Source organism: Streptomyces sp. CO7, from assembly GCF_053474865.1.
The window spans coordinates 47,355-47,936 of sequence record NZ_JBRIOU010000005.1 but is presented as its reverse complement, the minus strand read 5'-3'; the positions used below and the strand labels follow the sequence as shown (position 1 = coordinate 47,936).

The 582-nt window shown below is 82.0% G+C and carries 1 pseudogene; it reads left to right on the top strand.

The window, feature by feature from the left end:
* Positions 1-582: pseudogene (locus ACOV8S_RS18500) on the top strand (hypothetical protein); the annotation flags it as partial.

Sequence of the window (582 nt, the reverse complement as noted above, 5' to 3'; positions counted from 1 at the left end):
CCTCCGGGCGGACCGCGCACACCGACGGCTGGGCCACCGTCCCGCGCCGCCCCGACACCTGGCCGGACCCGGCCGAGCTGCTGCTCACCGCGCTCGGCCCCGGCCCCCGCCTGTGGGAGCGCGACCACGACCACCCCGAGGCGCTCACCGTCCGCCTCGGCACCGCGGACCGGCCGTCCCCGGACGGCGAGGGCCTGCTGCCCGCCGTGCCGGTGACCGCCGCCCTGCGCGAGGCCGGGTCGCTGGGCCTCGCGGGGCCCCGTCCCCGGCTGGCCGGGCTGGCCCGCGCGGTGCTGGCGCAGCTGGCCGCGCTGCACTCGCCGGACACCCTGGAGATCGTGCTGATCAGCGCGGACCGCTCGCGCCCCCTGGAGGAGCGGACCGCGGAGTGGGCCTGGCTCGGCCTGCTCCCCCACGTGCGCCCCACCCAGGGCCAGGACTGCCGCCTGCTGCTGGCGCACGACCGCGACCAGGCCGCCGCCCGTACCGGGGAACTGCTGCGCCGGGTCGCCGACTCCGCGGCCGCCCCGTCACCCGCCCCCGACGGGCCCGGCGGCCCGGTCGCCCCGCGGGCCGGCGGGC